The sequence below is a fragment of the Paraburkholderia sp. J76 genome (assembly GCF_905220295.1).
Classification (GTDB): domain Bacteria; phylum Pseudomonadota; class Gammaproteobacteria; order Burkholderiales; family Burkholderiaceae; genus Paraburkholderia.
In genome coordinates this window covers 126,047-141,158 of record NZ_CAJMZJ010000005.1, presented here as the reverse complement: position 1 = coordinate 141,158, position 15,112 = coordinate 126,047, and the positions used below count along the sequence as shown (strand labels likewise).

Below are 15,112 nucleotides of genomic sequence, written 5' to 3'. Positions count from 1 at the left end.
CGCTCACGGACGAATAATCAGGATATCTTCCCTTCGATTGGCCATCGGCAAGTCGGGCGCCTGGGGCATGACATAGGCGTCGAATCCGGCCGCGCGCGCGCGATTGAGGATCGACATGACCACGGCGTCGTCGATTTGCCCGGTCTCAGGGGTATTGAAAGCAGCTGCCGGGATCTCATTCGTTCCGGTATAAGCCTGATGAAAGCGCACGCCCGTTTCGCTGGCAAAAAAACGCTTTCGTTTGGAGATATTGGGTACATCGCCGATGAGCAGTCCACCTCCGGGCGCTAGCAGGGCGAGGGAACGATCCACGAAATCCCAGACGTTGCCTTCTGCAAATACGTACTGGAAAACGGAGTACACGACGATGGCGTCGACCCTGCCGGCGTATTCGGCAAGGATCTCAGGGCACTGGGGATAGTAGGCAGACACCTTGCGCGCACCGGGGCTGTCTGGCAGGTGCGAGAGCATCTCCCCCGAATCGATGAGCACGAGTTCGTGGTCCTGCCGCTCGCAATGCGCAATGAAGGCGCGCGCCAGATCACCGCACCCCGGACCAATGTCCAGCACTATGCGCTTGTGCTGCGCAAGCGCCGGCAGCTTGGCGATGAGATCGACCAGGATGGCGGATTCCTTGCCTGCCCGGTAGCTTTCGGGGAAGCCGATCTTTTCGTTTGCCGAGAGTGAATCGTCCTGCGCGAGCGCGCGGAAATCGTCGAACCCGAGGTTCGCGAACCGTGCGTATTGATGTTCACTCATATCAACTACTCCCAAGTCTTCCGAACATTCGCCTGCAGCGAAATCTTCAAGACGTGTCATTGCGTGGCCTATGGCGTAGCCTGTCCGGTGGTCAAACGCAGCAGTTCCTCCACTTCGAGATCGTGTCCGCGGCGTAGGGCTTCGAGTTCGGCGGTGTGTTCCGCGATCAACGTCTGGATCCGATTCAGGGTAGGCGCGATCTCGGCAGCGGTCAAATAGTCGTCCGGTGCGTAGTGAACATCGTCGAGAAACGACTGCATCTGGTTGATCACGTGGCGTCTTAACGGCGGAGGCGGTTCGGCTTCGAGACCCGCGTCGATCGCGCACTCCAGAGCACGCTGCGTGTGGTGCCGCTCGTAATGCGCGCGCGCGCGGCGCGATTCGGTAGTCAGCAAGTCGGGCGTGATTGTCCCGAGATGCTCGATCAGATCCTCCGGTCGCGACCATAGAAACGCCTCTCGGTAAAACATGTCGCAACCGCCGAGGAAGCGCGAGATGTAGCTGTCGTGGCCAGCGATCGGGATACCGGCTCCCATTGCCTCGATTGCCACCTTGCCGCCGCCTAGCGGAAAGGACGCGAGGTACAGATCGACATTGTGCGAATGCAGCGCTTTCCATACGCTACGCACCCATGGCACGTGAATGAACTGGTCGCGCGAGACACCGTAAGAGTCAAGTCCAGCGTATATCCGATCCAAAGCCTCAGCGGCGAGTGGTCCGATATGTACATGCGAGCCGCCAGTCGCCTTCATGACACGGGGGAGGACGGCGAAGTACGAATACTTGTAAGGCACGTCGAACTTGTTCTGCGAACCCGACGAGGCCGTACGCAGGGTGCCACGCGTCATGAATGGCAGGTCGCCGCGCGGGCCCTGGTCGGTTGCGATCAGCGGCCAATAGATCGGGCGAGCGATGCCCACGGCGTCCCGACAGTTGCAAAACCCCATTGGGTGTGGATCGATGTGCATGGCATGTCGGAGCGTGACGCCAAGGCACAATTGATGATCGCCGTGGTGATAAAACACGGTTCTGTCGGCGAGGTATGGTAGTGCTGCAGCGATGGCAACGGGGTCCTGATGATGATTCATCAAGATCAGCGTGTGCGGGCGGAGCGCATCGAGTCGCTGGAGTAGCCACTGCAGCTTCGAAGCCATGCTACCGTCCGGCGCAATCTCGCCTGTCACTAATTCGCCAAACCTCTCATCGATGATCGAAGGATCAGCCAGACTGAGCGCATCGGTCAGGATCAGCCGCGGACGAGCACCGAACTTGCCTGTCTTCAATAGATCTTCGATAACGGCAGTATGGCCACCCGCACGATACAACTGGGTAGCGAGGATGACGCAGTCGGCTTTCTCGTGTGTGGAATCACGTTCCCGTGCGATATTGAGTTCGCGCGCAACGGCTTCCCCGATCTGCTGACAAAACGTGTCGAGCGCAGGCTCTGCGAAGACCTTCGCGAGGCTGCGCCGATCAAGAATACATGCCTGCACGAATTGATTGATGCCCGAGAGCGCGGCGTTTGGACCGTCGGATTGCCACGCGTCATTGAGTTCGCTGATCAGTGCTTCGATGCTCGGATAAAACCGTCTCGCGGCTGGGTTCATGCTACTCATAATAACGCCTCCGCTTCAAACTCTCCGTGCGGGGCTTCACACGTTACGCTGGTTTCAATCATTCCGGTCTCAAAATTTCCTCGAAGCGTTTCTAGAAGCGTATCGAAGGAACGGCTTCCCTCGTAAATGTGCTGGCGGCGAATCCGGATCGGTGCATGGATGCCGTTTCGACCACGGTGAGACGCTTCAGATTTCGCCTTTTGCCTGGATGAGGCGCCAGTAATGCGCACAGCCGGTCTCGAGCGAATACTTAGGCGTCCAGTTCAATTGATCACGAGCGTGCCGGATGTCGAGGTAGATTTGCTCCACATCGAAATCTCGCCCCGGCAAATGACGGATCTCCCCTTCGAGTCCGGTGATCCGGCCCACGACTTCCAGCACGTCGATGATGCGGTGCCCGACGCCGCTACCGATATTGAACGTGCCCGATGACCGGTCGCCCAGAGCGGCGAGCAGGGCGGAGACGACATCATCAACATAGATGTAGTCACGAACGACAGAGCCGTTGCCCCAGATTTCGATCGGTTCGCCACGCATCATCTTGCCGATGAACGTGGGAATGACACCTTGTACGCCGATACGATGCTGATGCATACCATAGGGATTGGCGACGCGCAGCACGGTTGCGCTCAAACCATACAACTGGGAATACATTGCAAGGTAGTTCTCGACGGCGACCTTGACGATCCCATAGGAGCACAACGGCTTGAGGGGATGTGCTTCCGGCACGGGCAATGTCACAGGATTGCCGTAGACCGTACCGCCCGACGAGACATACACGATCCGCTTGACGTTTGCAGCCTGCATGCGCCGCAGCAACTGCAGCGTTCCCACGAGATTGCTTTGCACGTCGGCGACGGGGTCGTCGTTCGACGTGCTGGGCACTGTCGTGCTGATCAGGTGATAGACGACATCGATATCGCGCAGTGCCTCGTCGAAGCCTTCTCCCGTCACGAAATTGCCGAGAACGACCTGGACGTCACGGACGTATTGCGCGTCGCCATGCATGTTCCGTTCAAACACGCGTACTTTGGCGCCCGCGCGCAGAAGACCATCGACAAGATGCCTGCCGAGAAAGCCGAAGCCGCCAAGAACGAGAACTTTCGCTCCGGATACTGCTTGAATCATCTGTTGCTCCGTCGCTTACCGGGAAATGCCAGGGGCGTAGCTGACCTGACTCTCGAAACCCGCGCGCCGAGCAATCGTAGGCAGCATGCGCTCGAGTGCGTGTAGCATCGTTCCGTCTATGGGTAGCGGCTCTGCCGGGTAGTCGTCCCAGTCGAGCCCCACATCGAAGAGCGGTTTCAGCGCTGCGGGGCGAGCCCAGAACATCGTCCCGACCGGAAAGGGGAAAAACTGGCTCGGCAAATCGTGGATATCCATTTCTGCTGCCAGCTTTTCCGCGTACTGAAAATTCTTGTCCCACCCGATCATGTTCGGATCGTCGGCAAAAATCAAGCCGACCTTCGGATCGGTAGCGAACGCGGCGAGTATGTTTCGGGCCGCCGCATACTTCGTGCCGAGCAGGCTTTCCATGAGGAAATCGATCCAATACCGTACGAGGGGAGAACCCGCCACGTGCAGGCTCTTCTTCGTGTGGAAGTGCCCAATAACGTCGTAAGCCTGCAAGTCTTTCGCAAATTCGGTCACCATCGGACCGATGTCGCGCCCGCGGTTTGTGACGACGCGAACGTCGAATGTGCCACGCGCGTAATCCTGGAGCACGTGCCGCGCGGCGCGGGCGGCTTCCTCATTCGGCGCACTGACGAACAGATCGCAACGCAGATCGTTGAATTCGAGCCGCTTCACGATATCCGCGAGCATGTCGGGGTAGAAGGCGTGAATATGGACGGCCACACGTTGTTTTGACCGCGTGTCTGCACGTACAGCCGACACGTCGATAACCTTGAGTTGCCATGGGCCGGACGGCTTGCCTGCACGCACGAAGTGGGCGAGCGGGTTGGCGCCGATCTCGGTCAGTCCATGATGTTCCGCATACACGTGCGGATAGAATCCGGGCGTTGCCTTTCTCGCATAAATCCCCGACTGGTTCGACTTGACGTACGCGGCGATCGCATCTGCTCGACTGGTGTGTGACTCCGGAGGCAGATAGAACCCGGCAATGAAGTCGCGACCGTCGTTAAGCGTCTGGATATCGATTTCCTGTTGCGTGTATCGCTCACGCGTGGTGCGCCCGAGATCGACTAGTTGCTCAACATAACGGGACATGTCGAATCGGTCTTTTGCCAGCTTGCGCATGCTATCCGAAAGCCCGGTCCGCAAATCCGGCTCCCGATAGAGTTCGACGATACGGCGAGCTGCTTCTTCAGTGTTCAGGAAGGGGAGTACGCACTGGCGCGTCAATTCGTCGCCGACGAGATTCTCCGCAACGCCTGAAGCTTTGTCGAAACAGAGTACCGGCAATCCAGCGGCCATCGCGTCGATTGCGATATTTGGCAGAGGATCGAGTCGCGAGGAGATGAAGCAGGCGTCGGCAAGCTGGTAAATCTCTTCGAGGTCAGGCGTGGCTTCGGCCAGCAAGACGCGATCCATCAAATCGGACTGCTGGATCTGCTCCTCGATGTAGTTCGCATATTGCCGATAGGCATCCACGATCCGCCCGACCCAGACCATCAGGATGTCGGCGTCGGGATCCAGGCGCTGAATCTCCGCGGCAGTTGCCATGAACAGGTCGACTCCCTTGCGATATTCGACAGTGCCCGCGCCAAGCACGATGAAGGGCTTGCGGCCGCGCCGGGCAATCACGTCGGCAATTTCGTTCTTCCGTTGCACAGTGCCGCCGAGCTTGGGATTGCGCGGAATCACCGACTTGCCTTGCGCAATGATGTAAGCGGCATCCGCAGCCGGGCGCGTGCGCTCGATCGCGGCGTTCGCGCGTACAACCTCGGCGGAAAACACAGTGGTGCCGGCCCACGCCATCGCGTCTACCAGCTCGTCGGGCGAACAGTGAAACTTGAAAAATTCGTGGATCAGAAGTACCGAAGGGATGCGGCACTTTGCCAGTGGCTCCAGCACCGCGCGCGACGCGAGACTATTCACAATCGCAGTGCGGATCGGGTAACGCCGACGCAATTCTTCGATGACCGGGGTGAGGGCTCGTGGATCGCGCTCGCCGGGATTGTAGGGGCCAACGACCACATCGCTATCCGCCACAAAATGATCTTCCAGTTCGCCATCCCCGAGCAAAAGCGCAATCACGTTGAATTGGCTGCGTAACTCGCGGCAAATGTTCCATGCGAGGACGGGTGCACCGGTCCGCGTTGCTTCGTGGCTCACGACAAGCACGCAATCACGCCCGGGATGCAGGCCTTGAGCATTGGTGCGCAGCTTCAGCCGGGCTGGTCGTCCCGATCTCCCTTCTGCACGACCGTAGTCGATGAAGTGACGGTATGGATCAAGTTGAGCCTTCTTCACATCCGGATAGAGATTGACGTAATACTCCGCGTCAAAGTCGTCGTCGCTGCCTTGCTCGATGCTTGCATCGTGCGTGCTCAATTCCACTGGCGGCACAATCGTTTCAGGCGCACCGGAGGATGGTGTGGCAACCTCGGCCATCACCGACGGCACGGACTCCGGCATCGACGCAGCGTGGAGAGGACCAGACAGTGAAACCGGAGCTTCGACTCCTGAGATCATCCGTTTGGCGGCGCGTAGCGGTGCAGTCACGCGCCAGGAGGTCGAATCGAGGAGCGCCGCAATCAAGCGGTCGCGGTGCGCGATTTCGCCCTCGAGCATCTCAATTTGTGCATCCCGGCGTCTTACCTCTATTGCGTTGTGTGAATCGTGCTCGGTGCTCTTCGCACGAATTTCGGTGACTTGCCGGAGGAGTTTGTCGACGTGGCCTTCGCTCGATTCCAGTTTGGTTTGCAGGGATTCGCTCTCACGCTCCACTTCGGACAGGTCGCGCTGCAAAGCCGTGATGCGTGCTCCGCGATCGTCGAGCAGGCCCGTCAAGGTTTCAAAGCGCTCGTTATTCTGCGCTGTCAATGCAGCGATTTGCTCTAGCAGGGCGCTGTCATCTTGCTGCGGGTTATCGTCCGGATTCGCCTGTATGTTGGCTTCGAGAGCGGTTTGACTGTCGTGTTTTTCTTTTGCCAAATGCGCATTCCGGACAGCGAGGTCACGTATGGCATTGTCCTGACCCTCTATGCGAGACTCCAGGTTTGCCGCGTGCTGTCGCCATTGCGACATCTCCTGCCGTAGGCTCGCGACTTCAAGATCGGCTTGTGCCGCTCTGTTAGTCTCGGTTTGAAGCGCGTGCCGAAGGCTATCGACGCTGCTTTGCACTTGTTCCCCTTTGGTGCCCACCACTTCCTCGGTATGGATCATTTTTACCCTGTTTATCGGCATACAGTTTGCGCTCTCGGGGTCCTTCCGAGAGGATTTTCACACTAGCGCTATCAGTAATATTTACGTCCAAATGCTTCGGCAGCGGCACATATTGCAATTTGCACATGTCCATGTAGGAGCGGCGCATCAAATGCTTCTCAATAGTGAGAGCGCGCGCGGACGCCGGCCGGAGATGGCACCTATTGTTATTGTAATAGCTGAAGGGGCGCAGACCGGTAATAGAGATGCAGGAGCCGCAAAGTCGATAGTGCGAATCCTGCTGCGACACTTGTAAGCTCAGGTCGGCGGTTGCCGCTTCGCGCTCGCCGTGTGCGGCGGCCAAGTTTGCGCCGTGGCCTTGACGAGACGAGTCGTAGGGTGCAAAGCGACGCCGACGGTGATCACGCGAGGCCGGCGGATGCACGTCCCTCGAGACGGCGGTGTCGGACCAAACCGTCCGCTATCCATTTGTCTATTTGGAGTTAATGGCCGGGCGAAGACCGGCCAATTCGGGCGCGCACTGGGGGGCATGAGTGACATCTCGGCCGCGCAGACGCACCAGGTAACCAACAATTTCGTCGACGGATTTTTCGACGCTGTTGCCCTGCGTACGCAAAGTGAGATGGGGATGGAGAGGCGGATGATAGGGGGAATCGATGCCGGTGAATTGCGGAATTTCACCGCGCCGCGCGCGACGATAAAGCCCCTTGGGATCGCGTTGTTCACAGACATCGAGTGGCGTGTCGACAAACACCTCGACAAAATCAGCATCGCCTACGATACGCCGTGCATTTTCACGATGCTCGGGCTCAGGGGAAATCGTTGCCGTGACGGCAACAAAACCTTCCTTGCAAAAAAGCGCTGCCACGTGGGCGACGCGGCGAAGGTTTTCCGTGCGCTCCGCTTTGCTGAACCCTAGATCCGCATTAAGCCCTGTGCGCAATACATCACCGTCGAGCATCGTCGCTCGAAGTCCACACGTTTGCAGCCGACTGACCAAAGCAGATGCAATGGTTGACTTACCCGCGCCAGACATGCCGGTCAGCCAGATGACGACTCCCGTCGACGTTGTATCCACTTCGCGTTACTCCGAGTCCAATGCGAATCATGAGCAATTGTAACGTCGGACCGGATGTTGTAACGTCAGTGTAATAAACCGCAACAAATTTTGGAGGGAAATAATTTAATGTGACACAGCCGTTTTTCTTCTACGCAAACCCCCGCGGATTCCTCTCCTGCCACCGCCAGTGATCGACACACATGCGCTCGATCCCAAACTCCGCCTTCCAGCCGATGAGTTTTTCCGCCGCGACCGGATTCGCATAGCATTCAGCGATATCACCCGGCCGGCGCGCCACAATCTCGTAGGGCACGGCGCGCGCCGATGCCTGCTCGAACGCCTTCACGACCTCCAGCACGCTATAACCGCGCCCCGTGCCGAGATTCACGACAAAGCCTTCGCCGCGCGAGGCGAGCGCGTCGAGCGCCTTGAGGTGGCCCTTCGCAAGATCGACCACGTGAATATAGTCGCGCACGCCGGTGCCGTCCGAGGTCGGATAATCGCCCCCAAACACGCGCAGTTTTTCAAGCTTGCCCACCGCCACCTGCGCGACATAAGGCATGAGGTTATTCGGAATTCCAGCCGGATCCTCCCCGATCAGCCCGCTTTCATGCGCGCCCACCGGATTGAAATAGCGCAGCACGGCAATGCGCCATTCCGGGTCGGAGATCGTGACGTCGTGCAGAATCTGCTCGGCGATGAGCTTCGACTGGCCGTACGGATTCGTTGCCGAAAGCGGAAACGATTCGTCGATCGGCGAACTTTCGGGCATGCCGTACACCGTGGCCGAAGAACTGAACACGAACTGCTTCACGCCGTGCTGGCGCATCACATCGAGCACCACGAGCAGCCCGTCGACATTGTTGCGGTAATACTCGATAGGCTTCGCCACCGACTCGCCCACGGCCTTGAGGGCCGCAAAATGGATCACACCCGTGATGCGATGCGCATCGAAAACGCGCGCAACCGCCGCGGCGTCGCGCACGTCGGCTTCGTAGAACGCCACCTGCTTGCCCGTGATCCGCTCGACGCGCTTGAGCGATTCGCTGCTGCTGTTCACGAGATTGTCGATGGCGACCACCTCATAGCCGCCATTGAGCAGTTCGACGCAGGTATGCGAGCCAATGTAGCCCGCGCCGCCGGTGACGAGGATGGTGCCCTTTGAGTTCGTCGCAGTCATGCCGTATTCGTTCCGTGAAATCCAGACTCGATCAAAATGTCGACCCGGTGATTTCCCGGATCAGTTCCCGGTAGCGTTGTACCACAACGCGCTCATCGAATTCTTTCTCGATTTTTTTCCGGCCCCGCGCGGCCATGGCGGCGCGTGCTGGCACGTCGAGATCGAGTATGCGCGCGAGGCCGGCGGCAAGCGAGGCGGCGTCGCGCGCTTCGCACAGCAGCCCGTTCACGCCGTCGGCAACGACTTCGCGACAGCCGGGCACGTCGGTGGCCACGATCGGGCGGCCCATCGCGCTCGCTTCCATCAGCGTGCGTGGTACGCCCTCGCGGTACGAGGGCAGCACGACGCAGTCCGCATCGGCGATAAAGGGGCGCACATCGGCCGTTTCGCCCAGATATTCGATCACGCCTTCGCGCTCCCAGGCTGCCACTTCCTCGCGCGAGATCGCGCTCGGGTTGTCCACGCCTACCGGGCCAAGCAAACGGAAACGCGCGTGCGGATAGCGTGCGCGCAGCGTGCGCGCGGCTTCGACGTACTCGCCCACGCCCTTGTCCCAAAGCAACCGGCCAATCAGAACGAAGGCAAACTCTGCGCGTTCGGGCAGCGGTGTGAAAGGGAAATCTTCGAGATCGACGCCTTCGCCGTGCAGCAGTCTTGCGCGTTCGGGATGCGCGAGGAGATTGCCGTCCTTGAACGCGGCCTGGTCGTCGCGATTCAGGAACCACACCTCGCGCGGGAAGCGGAAGGCGAAGCGATACAAACGCCTGGCGACCTGCGCCGCTCGGCTCTTCTGGATGAACACGTAGCCGAGGCCCGTCGTCACGGCCACCGAGGGCGTGCGCGCGAGCCACGCGGCAATCGATCCGTAGATGTTCGGCTTGATCGTGTAGTGGAACACGACGTCTGGCTTCAGCGCGCGATAGTGGCGATAGAGCGCGAGGAGCGTGCGCAGATCGTCGAGCGGATTCGTGCCCTTCGAGGCGACCGGCAGTTCGACGCAGCGGCAGCCCATGGCGGCGAGAGGTTCGAATGTGCGGTCTCGCGGCGCGATCACCGTGACTTGCGCGCCCGCCTCTGTGAGCGCGCGCAACAAGCCGCGCCGGTACGTATAAATCGCCCAGGCCGTGTTGCAGACGAGGGCGACGTGCAGCGTGCGGGCGCGCGAGGCGGCCTTGTTGTCGTTGGATTTCACGAAAGCTTGCATGCCGGATCTGACGAGGCCGGCGGGAGTCCCGAAGAAGGCGATAGTTTACCGGGAAAGCACGCGCGAACTAAGACGACGTCTGTCCGTGTTCGCGCTGCCGTCCACGTCAGGTTCCGGTAAACTTCCGCGCCATGACGCGCGTGAGTCGCGCGCACCCATCCCCGCCGTCCGGCCTCACGCCACCCTGAATCATGCTTCGTTCCCTAGCCGCCCTCCTGATCTTCCAGTGCCTCGGCGAGAGCGTGTCCTACGTGTTCTCGCTGCCCGTGCCCGGTCCTGTGATCGGCATGCTGCTCCTGTTCGCTTTCGCGCTGATGCGGCCCGCCGCCGCCGAGGCCATCGAGCCGACCGCACTCGAATTGCTCCGCCATCTCTCGCTGCTATTCATTCCGGCCGGCGTGGGCATCATGGTGTCCGCGCAAGCCGTGCGCGGAGAAGCTCTCGCCGTGATCGCGAGTCTCGTCGTGAGCACGACGCTTGGCATCGCGGTGACGGCGCTCGTCACGCGCGCGTTGCTGCGTCGTCAGCGGCGCAACACGCCGGCCGGGGAGGGCGCATCGTGAACAGCCACTTGCCGATCACGAAGCTCGACGCCATCTGGGTCTATCTCGCCGCCACGCCGCTGCTCGGCCTGACGGTGACGCTCGTCGCCTATCTCATCGCCATCAACATTTACGCGCGCGCGAAGCACAATCCGCTCGCGAACCCCGTGCTGATCGCCGTGGCTCTCGTCGTGGCGGCGCTCAAGATCACGGATACCCCGTATCGCACGTATTTCGAAGGCGCCCAGTTCGTGCACTTTCTGCTCGGCCCCGCCACGGTCGCGCTCGCGCTGCCGCTCTATCGTCAGTGGGACAAGCTAAAGCGAGGCGCGCTGCCATTGCTCGGTGGGCTCGTCGCGGGCTCGCTCACAGCGATTGTTTCGGCGGTCGGCATCGCGAAGCTCTTCGGCGCCTCGCATCAAACCATCGCCTCGCTCGCGCCGAAGTCGGTCACCACGCCAATCGCCATGGCCGTTGCCGAGAAGATCGGCGGCATCCCGTCGCTCACCGCCGTGCTCGTGATATCGACGGGGGTGTTCGGCGCGGTGACCGCGCGCTGGATTCTCAACGTCATTCGCGTGCGCGAAACCGAGGTGCGCGGCTTCGCGATTGGCGTGGCCTCGCACGGCATCGGCACCGCGCGGGCGTTTCAGGTGAGCGAGGAGATGGGCGCGTTTTCGGGGCTCGGCATGGGTCTGAACGGCGTGTTCACGGCGTTCGTCGTGCCGGTTTTGCTGCCAGTGCTTTTGCGGTGGCTGTAGAGCGGTTGGAGGCGTGCGGCAGGTCGGATTCGACCTCCGCGCGTTCCGTGATCGCCGCGAGAACGGCCAGCATGGTCGCGTAGAAAGAAACGGTGCTTTTCAGGTCGAAGGTCTCGACCGTCAGCCCGAAGATGAAAAACATCAGCGCGAAGGACAGCCCCATCAGCGCTGTGCGCCGCGTCGTCCTCGATGCCGACTTGAGTTTTGCTGCGAAAAAAACCGCCGGCACGATGTAGATCGCAAGCAGCGCGAGGCCGCCCACCATGCCGTAGTTGGCCATGTAGGCGAGCAACTGGTTGTGCACTTCGCCCTCGCCGAACGCCGCCGCCGTCGGGGTAAGCGCGCCTTGCTTCGCCATCGAGGTCATCTTGTCCCGGAACCCGTCGCCGCCGAGGCCCAGCACCGGATGTTCGGCGATCAGCGTCGAAGCTGCCTCATAAAGCTGCAGACGGATGCCCACCGACGTATCGCGATGACCTTGCGCGTACTGCGTCAGATCGGACGATACGTCGTTCACGCGGTCGCGCACCGTTCCCGAAAGCCCGTAGACGAGCCCAAGCAGCAGCGCGACAGCCACCGGCATGAGCACTTTCCAGTGGAGCGGTTTGTTGCGGCCCAGCTCCCAGACGATCAGCAGGGCAACGAGCGGAATCGCAGCCCAGCCCCCGCGTGCACCTGACAACAGCGAAGCGGCGAGGCCTGCAAACAGGCCAGCGACCTTGAGGGCGCGCCAGAGCGCCGAATCTTTGCGCCACCAGTTGAGCGCGATCGCCGAGAGCACGCCCAGCGCAAGTGCCAGATCGCCAAAATGGATCGGATTCAGGAACGTACTGCCGATGCGCCCGTCGCCCCAATCGCGCGGCATAAAAAGGGCGAGCGCCAACGCGGACAGGGCCCCCAGCGTGAAAGAGAGGTCTGCCCAGACGAAAATGCGCGGCGGGGCGCGCCGCAGCGCGAGAAAAATCGGAATCGCGAGCAGGAACCGGGACGGCGAATCCCATGTCCGGAACAAAGGATGTCCGTGCGAGATCGTACTGAGCGCAACGGCAGCCAGAGGGCCGCACAGCGCGATGCACAGCGCGACTCCGTGACGCTGGAGCGGCGCATAACCGTAGGGCGCGCCCGCCGGCCTTGAGCACAGTGCCGCCAGTGAGATCACGCCCGCGCCGATCGATACGGCGCTCGAGGCGCCTTGCACGAGCATGGCGATGGAGGGAAAAGCGAGCAGAAAAGCCGCGGTCAGCCAGTCGCCGGGCACGGTGCGTCGGGAATCAATCGTAACTGCTGTCGGCATCGCTACACTGCTGTTGTCTGTAAGGGCGGGTTGTTTGCACTACGTCCCCGTGTTAGGTCCTCGCTACACAGCTTTGTGGGTGCGGAGCATGACGAGAAAACCCACCATTGTACGCATACATCCATCGGGTTCGAGACTGCGTCCCAAAAATCCGTGCACCAAATTGGGGAGCATTCGCCGATCTGATAGCGCGACGCCATTGCGTTCTAGCCGGCTACCTGGATTTGATTTTTGGAAAGGAGGTTCGTCCGTCCTCTTGACAGCAGTAATGCGCCGGCCCCGGCAGGCATCGCCCGCCATATTAGAAGCCCAGTACTCTCGCCAGGCTGAAGCGAGTCACTCCCCCAGTTGCTCTGCCCGCAAACCAAGGGCGGCGATGACATCGGCGAAATCAGAGGTAACAAGCGCGCCCACCTCGCGGGCTACTGGCTCGGGGCCATCGACCTCGCAGCGATACGTGATCCGGGTGCCGCGTTCCGTGGGCGAAAGCTCGTGAAGAACGCGAACGACCACGCCAGCGTCGGGTACTTCAGTTATGTCCTCGAAACCCTTGTCAGCCTCGACCCACCCAAAGCGGAACGGCAACCTCGTGAGGTCTGGCAGAACCATCACCGCAGTCGTGCCAGGCTGGAACGGTCCATGCATTTCGATTCTAAGGACACCTTTGTTCCATTCCGACCACTTCTCCGGTTCCGCGAGGACGCCAAAAACCCGTGCGGGTGTCGCAGTACATTCACCCGTGACCTCAACTGACCACATGTCAGCTCCGTCCAAAGAATAGTATTCGCGCATACTATTCTTTGGAAAGCAACGCCGTCAACATCAATGATCAGGATTGCGAATTAAATATAAAGTCGCCGTGCGTGAATGCATGTGGCGGCAATACCGATTCACTAACAACAACGTCAATCGCCGCATTCATTTCCGTTGCGGCGCCTGCGACCAGGTCGGTGCAACGCCATTTGAAAGCGCTGTCAAATCGCGCTGAGTCAAATCGATCGACTCGACGCTCATTCATCTCAGGTAAATCCCTCATAGCCGCTCCGTGGGGCGCTGCCTACCATCCGCGTTGTTACCGATAACGTTACGGGCGTTGGAATGTACCCGGACGAGCGTCACATCACAAGGAGACCAGCAATGCGTCCTTTGAGGACTTCGATGCGTAGGCTCTGCGCAGCCGTGGCCGTTTGTACGCTCGCGTGGACCGTGGGCTGCGCGAACAACCAGACGATGGCTACCCACGACGGGCCGCCGCTCGCCGCGGCGCCCGCCGAAGCGCTGCCGCCGCTGCGCAGTGTGATGGCCGCGCACTTCAAGGTCGGCGCGGCCATCGAACCCGATTCGATCGCCAGTCCCGCCGACGCGGCGCTCATCGCCGCACAGTTCTCGAGCCTCACCGCCGAGAACAAGATGAAGCCGGGCACGATCGGCGTCGCGGAAGGCCAGTACAACTTCGCGCCGGCCGACCAGATCGTCGCGTTTGCTCAGGCGCACGGCATCGCGGTGCGCGGCCATACGCTCGTTTGGCACTTCAAGGCGGGCGACTGGACCGAGGCGCCGGCCTGGTTTTTTGCCGGCGATCCAGCAGACCCTCACTATCACGATATCGTGGCGAAGCGGCTCGATCGATATGTAACAGACGTCGTCACACACTTCCGCGGCAAGGTCTATGCGTGGGACGTGGTCAACGAAGTGATCAGCGACGACCCGCATCAGGTGTATCGCGAAGACAGTCCGTGGTATCGCGCGCTCGGCAAGGACTACATTGCGATCGCTTTGCGCGCGGCGCGCGCGGCGGATCCGAACGTGAAGCTCTATATCAACGAGTACAACACTGACGATCCGGGCAAGCGCGCGAAGCTGCTCGCCGTGATCCGCGATCTGCGCGCTCAGGGCGTGCCGATCGACGGGGTAGGGCATCAGATGCATATCAGCGTGAACTGGCCGCCGCTGCCCAACATCAAGCAGGCGTTCGACGACGTCGCCGCGCTCGGCCTCGAAAACCAGGTAACCGAACTCGACGTGAGTCTTTATACCGACCCGGGCGAATGCTGGAGCAATCCGCATGCATGTCTGCCGGACCTCGGCCATCCTGTGCCGAACGACATCATGCGCGCGCAAGCCGAGCGATATCGTGCGGTGTTCGCCCTGTTCGAGCAGGAGCCGAGCATCAGGGCGGTGACGTTCTGGGGCTATTCGGACAAGCATACGTGGCTGACGTCGACGCCGGTGCCGCGCAACAACCTGCCGTTGCCCTTCGATGCGAACCTGAAGCCGAAAGCCGCGCTGTGGGCTATCGTCGATTCGTCTTATCAGCCGTAACGTCGCACTTCAAACCGGAAAGCA

12 protein-coding genes are annotated in these 15,112 nt (G+C 60.6%); 3 read left to right on the top strand and 9 right to left on the bottom strand.

All coding sequences use genetic code 11. The features are described from left to right. Positions 1-3: 3 nt before the first annotated feature. From U5768_RS11930 to U5768_RS11900, 7 genes are all read right to left on the bottom strand, one after another. Positions 4-759: a class I SAM-dependent methyltransferase gene (locus U5768_RS11930; RefSeq protein WP_322030601.1), complete on the bottom strand. Its 756-nt coding sequence runs from the start codon at positions 757-759 to the stop codon at positions 4-6. Positions 760-827: 68 nt separating this feature from the next. After that, positions 828-2,366: a hypothetical protein gene (locus U5768_RS11925; RefSeq protein WP_322030600.1), complete on the bottom strand. Its 1,539-nt coding sequence runs from the start codon at positions 2,364-2,366 to the stop codon at positions 828-830. 195 nt (positions 2,367-2,561) lie between these two features. Further along, positions 2,562-3,503: an NAD-dependent epimerase/dehydratase family protein gene (locus U5768_RS11920; protein WP_322030599.1), complete on the bottom strand. Its 942-nt coding sequence runs from the start codon at positions 3,501-3,503 to the stop codon at positions 2,562-2,564. Positions 3,504-3,518: 15 nt separating this feature from the next. Then, entirely contained in the window at positions 3,519-6,725 is a 3,207-nt protein-coding gene (locus U5768_RS11915) for a rhamnan synthesis F family protein (protein ID WP_322030598.1), read from the bottom strand. Between the two features lie 472 nt (positions 6,726-7,197). Beyond that, positions 7,198-7,803, bottom strand: coding sequence for an adenylyl-sulfate kinase (cysC, locus tag U5768_RS11910; protein WP_322030597.1), 606 nt, complete (start codon positions 7,801-7,803; stop codon positions 7,198-7,200). A gap of 130 nt (positions 7,804-7,933) precedes the next feature. Beyond that, a complete protein-coding gene (gene galE / locus U5768_RS11905) occupies positions 7,934-8,965 on the bottom strand; it encodes a UDP-glucose 4-epimerase GalE (protein ID WP_322030596.1) in 1,032 nt (343 codons plus the stop codon). 31 nt (positions 8,966-8,996) lie between these two features. Continuing rightward, complete coding sequence (locus U5768_RS11900; protein WP_415913886.1) at positions 8,997-10,157, bottom strand: glycosyltransferase family 4 protein; 1,161 nt, start codon at positions 10,155-10,157, stop codon at positions 8,997-8,999. 203 nt (positions 10,158-10,360) lie between these two features. On the opposite strand from U5768_RS11900, the gene U5768_RS11895 reads away from it, so the two are divergent. Continuing rightward, positions 10,361-10,732 carry a CidA/LrgA family protein gene (locus U5768_RS11895; protein ID WP_322030594.1) on the top strand — a complete coding sequence of 124 codons (372 nt, stop codon included), beginning with the start codon at positions 10,361-10,363 and terminating at the stop codon, positions 10,730-10,732. After that, positions 10,729-11,472: an LrgB family protein gene (locus tag U5768_RS11890; RefSeq protein ID WP_322030593.1), complete on the top strand. Its 744-nt coding sequence runs from the start codon at positions 10,729-10,731 to the stop codon at positions 11,470-11,472. Before U5768_RS11895 ends, U5768_RS11890 begins: the two co-directional genes overlap by 4 nt. Here U5768_RS11890 and U5768_RS11885 read toward each other — a convergent pair. Next, positions 11,420-12,730: an O-antigen ligase gene (locus U5768_RS11885; RefSeq protein WP_322030592.1), complete on the bottom strand. Its 1,311-nt coding sequence runs from the start codon at positions 12,728-12,730 to the stop codon at positions 11,420-11,422. The genes U5768_RS11890 and U5768_RS11885 overlap by 53 nt on opposite strands. 372 nt (positions 12,731-13,102) lie before the next feature. Further along, positions 13,103-13,525: an SRPBCC family protein gene (locus U5768_RS11880; RefSeq protein WP_322030591.1), complete on the bottom strand. Its 423-nt coding sequence runs from the start codon at positions 13,523-13,525 to the stop codon at positions 13,103-13,105. Positions 13,526-13,924: 399 nt separating this feature from the next. On the opposite strand from U5768_RS11880, the gene U5768_RS11875 reads away from it, so the two are divergent. Next, positions 13,925-15,088 carry an endo-1,4-beta-xylanase gene (locus tag U5768_RS11875; protein ID WP_322030590.1) on the top strand — a complete coding sequence of 388 codons (1,164 nt, stop codon included), beginning with the start codon at positions 13,925-13,927 and terminating at the stop codon, positions 15,086-15,088. The last annotated feature ends 24 nt before the right edge of the window (positions 15,089-15,112 follow it).

Coding starts and splice junctions, on each gene's coding strand:
- U5768_RS11930 (WP_322030601.1), bottom strand. CDS start 759: ATGAGTGAACATCAATACGCACGGTTCGCGAACCTCGGGTTCGACGAT.
- U5768_RS11925 (WP_322030600.1), bottom strand. CDS start 2,366: ATGAACCCAGCCGCGAGACGGTTTTATCCGAGCATCGAAGCACTGATC.
- U5768_RS11920 (WP_322030599.1), bottom strand. CDS start 3,503: ATGATTCAAGCAGTATCCGGAGCGAAAGTTCTCGTTCTTGGCGGCTTC.
- U5768_RS11915 (WP_322030598.1), bottom strand. CDS start 6,725: ATGATCCATACCGAGGAAGTGGTGGGCACCAAAGGGGAACAAGTGCAA.
- galE (WP_322030596.1), bottom strand. CDS start 8,965: ATGACTGCGACGAACTCAAAGGGCACCATCCTCGTCACCGGCGGCGCG.
- U5768_RS11895 (WP_322030594.1), top strand. CDS start 10,361: ATGCTTCGTTCCCTAGCCGCCCTCCTGATCTTCCAGTGCCTCGGCGAG.
- U5768_RS11880 (WP_322030591.1), bottom strand. CDS start 13,525: ATGTGGTCAGTTGAGGTCACGGGTGAATGTACTGCGACACCCGCACGG.
- U5768_RS11875 (WP_322030590.1), top strand. CDS start 13,925: ATGCGTAGGCTCTGCGCAGCCGTGGCCGTTTGTACGCTCGCGTGGACC.